This window comes from Klebsiella sp. JN_Kp126 (genome assembly GCF_033843325.1).
Classification (GTDB): Bacteria; Pseudomonadota; Gammaproteobacteria; order Enterobacterales; family Enterobacteriaceae; genus Klebsiella; species Klebsiella michiganensis.
Genome location: NZ_JAWXQV010000017.1, coordinates 1 through 4,519, shown reverse-complemented (window position 1 = coordinate 4,519; position 4,519 = coordinate 1). Strand labels below are relative to the sequence as shown.

Genomic DNA, 4,519 nt, shown 5'->3' with positions numbered 1-4,519 from the left:
TTAGTGAAGTACCAGCTGTTCTTCTGTTTATGAACGGGTATTACCTTAGGTTTATGTCCGCTAAAGTTCGCAATGGAATTCCGAATACTCTTTCCAAGATCATTCCTGGAGCCACCAGAACCACTAAACATGATGTCTTCAAGATAATTTTGCTCAATCCATTCATCAGGAAAATCAGCGATCTTACCTGGGAGCATATTAGTGAAATTAGAATCTCTGAAGCCCTGAATCGTTTTACGGAACCCAGAGGTCAATTCTCGAACAGATTTATAAATCATCTCAACGACAGAATAAGTGCTTGGCGCCAGCCAATGGATCCGCCATCCAGCCTTTTTTGCACCAAGATACTCAATACCCAACCTGTAAGTAGGCCAGTCTTGATCTATTGCGTGCTGACGTTTATCTTTATCCGTAATTTCTCGCTTAACCAAAGAAGTCATTTTCAGCAACATTATTTCCTGGAAACGGAAACCGCAAATAATTGTGAGTAACAACATATTGTAAAAGATACGCTGATAACTATTCTCAGCTAAAGCGATCAACTCAATAACACACATAAATGCACGGATTGATATGAGTCTTTCATCATCAGTTTGATCAGGGGTGGCTTCTTGCGCTTTCTTCCTTTCTTTAGTGCTGTTAGAACCATTTCGATAAGGATACTTATTTTTGACTTCAATATTAACTAAGAAAAGATCATATTGACGTAGTAAAGCAATGGCCTTTACTGCAATATCGCAATAGTCACTGACATTATCAGGACTGTCAGAATTCTCATGATGCCGCTCCATCGCTGCATGAATAATATCGGAAGTCAGATACATTGGATGCGTTTGACCTGTTTTATTTACCATTTCCCAATACCAGCGCTTCATGACCTGTAATGGTTTGTCTAGTGTAGAACCTGATGGTAATCCGCCAATGATACACACCAGATGCATGTGATAAGCTCGCATAAAATCCTGAAATTCCGAAGAAATATTCATTTGTGAGAGCCCCTTAATACGACTAGAAACTTCGTCCCACTTAAAGCCGCGATCTTTTGTTTCTTTAAGCCATGCAACACCTTTCTCACCAAAACGCCAGGAACCGGCATTCCACTCCAGTTGTCCAACAGCATTGTAGGCAACAAGACGCTCTTCAAATTTTGCTTTATATTTCTCTATATAAATAAGAAGATTATCCGCCTGTTTATTACGTATTGTTATTTGTGTAGTCATCGATTAAATAGTCCTCCGGCCTTTGCCATTTCAATGCGAGCCATAACCTGATTTACATGCTCTTTCCGCCGCACTAATTCCTTGAGAAGTGGATGATTTAAAATGCCAGCATCATCGGCAACATCACGAACATTTTGGATTTCATCATTCAGCGAAAGAAATACTTTTTTGTGGTTTCCATCTATAAATGGTTTGAAATACAGGCAACCGTAACATCCACGACCCTGTGCAAAGGGGCAAATGTCTTCTTCATAATTACATCCACCGAGATGGTAATGAAGTTGCCCACCAATTGACCCTGCAACATTGCGACCTTCCCATTCGCTGCTGTGAACTAAATTCCCAGTCAACATGAGTGCCATCATGTTCTTAAACACAGGGTTGCGACCCAAAGCTGCCTCACGAATATCAGCCAGCTCAGGGGTGGCTGCAATGTATCGATCTGCAACAACATAAGAGGATTGTCCCAATATATAAGCTATCTCAGGAGCACTGGCACCACTCATTGCCATTGAGTGACCAACGTTGTGACGAAAGAGGCTTGCGGTATATACAGGTAGTTGATAATCATCGTTTTTTACTGCCTCCTGAATCTCTTGTGGTGAAAATCTGAAAAGCATTTTCTTTAATGACGCTTCCACCATCTTCATTGAAGATACTATGATGGAAAATATCGGGTCGGTATCACCAATTCCAACTAGGTACTTATACAGTAAGATTAACTTTCCAAGTTCTTCCGGAATTGCAACTCGAACTCGATCGATAGTTAGTTTTGACTTTTTGGCATATGGCACAAGTACTGAATAACGCATCCCGTACTTATTCTCGGTATCAACGATAAAATCGCCTCCGGAAAGTTTACCGATCTGTACAGGTCTGGCCCCAATGTAATAAACTATGCCAATAATAATGCAGTCCCGTAATGTATCAATTTTAATGGTTTTCCTTACAGTTTCCAGATGAATGTTTTTATTTTCTTCAACATCAATTTTTGGACATAGCTTAGATGCCCAACGTTGAATGCCATTTTCTATCATTAGGCATACTTCTTCTGGTATAACGAGGTCTAGGTTTTGGTAGCGAGCCCAGTTATTGTTCCTAGGGCGTGGCACTTCCAGCAATAGATCTTCCAGCTCATCACTGTCATCCTTACTTTCGAAGAATCCATTACGATCAAGTTTTCGTAATGCATAGAGGGTGTAATAGAACTGACTGCTGTCTGAGTGATTTCGCTCAGTCTTCGCAACTAGCATTTGCATTTTTTCAATAAGGCTTTCGCGAGTGATAACCTCAATTTGTTTGAAAGTTGTTGCGACAAACTGAGCAAATTTATCAGCAACACTTGCCGAGTTCTCATTAATGTACGCGATCGTTAAGTATTTCAAGAGCTTGAGTGAAACTGGTGATAAATCACAAAAGTATTTACCAGTAGAGAATAATATAGCCAAATTATTACCTGAGAATCTGTAACGCCAATCATCATGTAGATATAAATATCGGTCATCAAATTCTGTTGCACTTATTAAAAACAATCGTTTAGGGAGCTGAATATTTTCAATCCATTCAAGCTGTTCTTTTGTAAAGTGAAGGGGATGGGTTTTAAAAAAACCACCCCCGGTGATACCGCTCTCAGTTGAATAGATCTTTGAATGTGAAGTCTTCGTCATAAACATTATCTTCTAGCAAGTTGGAGGTTTTTCTTTGCGAAATGTTTGTTTCTGGGGAAGCTAAATGCATATCTGAATGTTTCGTACGCTTATAGTTGCTCTGGTTACTCACCACTTCAATAAACCGCTTGGCATATCTTAATGGAACTTTACTGGTCAGTGACCAGCCGCCTAAAGCACGAAGTTGTTCAATAGCTGGTTCAAGTACTCCATTCATCCTTGCTCGAATACCATAGTCTTGCGCCAGTATTAGTGATTCACTCAGGAGACTATTGTAAATAAACTCAAGAGTGATATTAGCCCAAGTATGCCGCCCAACGTGTGGTGTTATATTAACCATATTATTAATATTTTTATTACTTTTCGTACGATAATGAGGGAATAGGGCAATGAATGCCGGATCAATTTTTTCCTTATAAAATGTTCGAATTGCATCGTAAGTTAATGGAGTTAACCTACCTGAGCCTTTAATAAAAACAAACTCATGGTCAACAATTTTTTTCTCTTCAAATAATGGGGACCGATATTGCTCCATATAAATGGTAAACATAATGAAGTCATCTTCGGTTAGTTCGATTTGTCGCTGTGAATGCTCAGTCTTGAGTGAAGGTTGTTGTTTCCTTGGGTCAACTACATCATCTCGAAGATTTTGTACAATCAGGATGAAACGAATGTTACCTCGTGAGTCTGGAAGGGTTGGCCCCACGCAATCCTTCATCAACAATTGAACTTCACCAACACGTAAGCCATAGTTAAACATTAACCGGTGAATAAGGTAGTTACGGTATTGTTGAAATCCTGAATCGAATGGGTTTTGGGGATTAACCACGGCCGTGAATAGTTCGCCGGTCTCGATATCTGAAAATTCAGGAGTGGAGGGGATTAACATGTTCGTTAGTTCGATACTTTGCTGGCTGGTGATACTTTTGTATCGGTGAGCTGGTTCGTTCCTGGATACTTCAACTCTATTGAAGACCTTAATTCTGGCAGCGAGATCTCTATGGTTCGCCTGGTTAATCTGGTGAGCTTCAGTAGGTGACATATCTTGGTATGCCAGATTCATATATCTATAGTTGAGATACTTAAGGAATCGGCCAACGTTTCTGACGTGGTTACCATAGGTGGACTTGTTGGTTCTGGAGAGTGCCGAATGTAAAAACCCGTTAGAGATTATGTCGGTCTCGTCACTCAGGTGCTGCTTCCCGAGCAGATAAGTAAAGAAGCCATCAAGCTCCCTGATAAAACAGGAGATATTGTAGCCAGACCGATAGAAATCGTAGTCAAATGTTTGTTTATGCTTCTTATAGTAATAGACGTAAAAGAAACGCAGCGAACACAAAATGTTTTCTTGAGTCCCTAGGCTTTTCTTGCTCAGTTCATTCATTCCATAAATTGTGGCGAACATGACCGGTAGGGTAGTCACATCATCAACTATGAGATGAGTTCTCTGGTTGTTCCTCGATAAATGTAAGATGGTATATGCCATGAACTTAGCGGATGCCCCGTAATTTTTGTGTTATGAAGTCATCGTAAGTCCACAACTAAACTTTGGCAACTGACTGATTCATCGGTAAGTTCCTGAAAGAGAGGGACTCATGAACTTAAGAGCAAACCCACCATATTTAACATAAT

At 40.1% G+C, this 4,519-nt stretch carries 3 protein-coding genes; all 3 read right to left on the bottom strand.

Going from position 1 to position 4,519, the window contains the following annotated elements; genetic code table 11:
* Window positions 1–1,220, bottom strand: a 1,220-nt coding sequence (locus SIK97_RS00860; RefSeq protein WP_319610910.1) for a hypothetical protein, incomplete at its 3' end; no start/stop codon positions are given.
* The gene (locus tag SIK97_RS00855) at window positions 1,217–2,887 is read right to left on the bottom strand and encodes a hypothetical protein (RefSeq protein WP_023300116.1); all 1,671 of its coding nucleotides are present in this window, start codon (window positions 2,885–2,887) and stop codon (window positions 1,217–1,219) included. The genes SIK97_RS00860 and SIK97_RS00855, both read right to left, overlap by 4 nt.
* Entirely contained in the window at window positions 2,850–4,271 is a 1,422-nt protein-coding gene (locus SIK97_RS00850; RefSeq protein ID WP_239692895.1) for a site-specific integrase, read from the bottom strand. The genes SIK97_RS00855 and SIK97_RS00850 overlap by 38 nt, the downstream gene beginning before the upstream one ends.
* Between the last annotated feature and the right edge of the window lie 248 nt (window positions 4,272–4,519).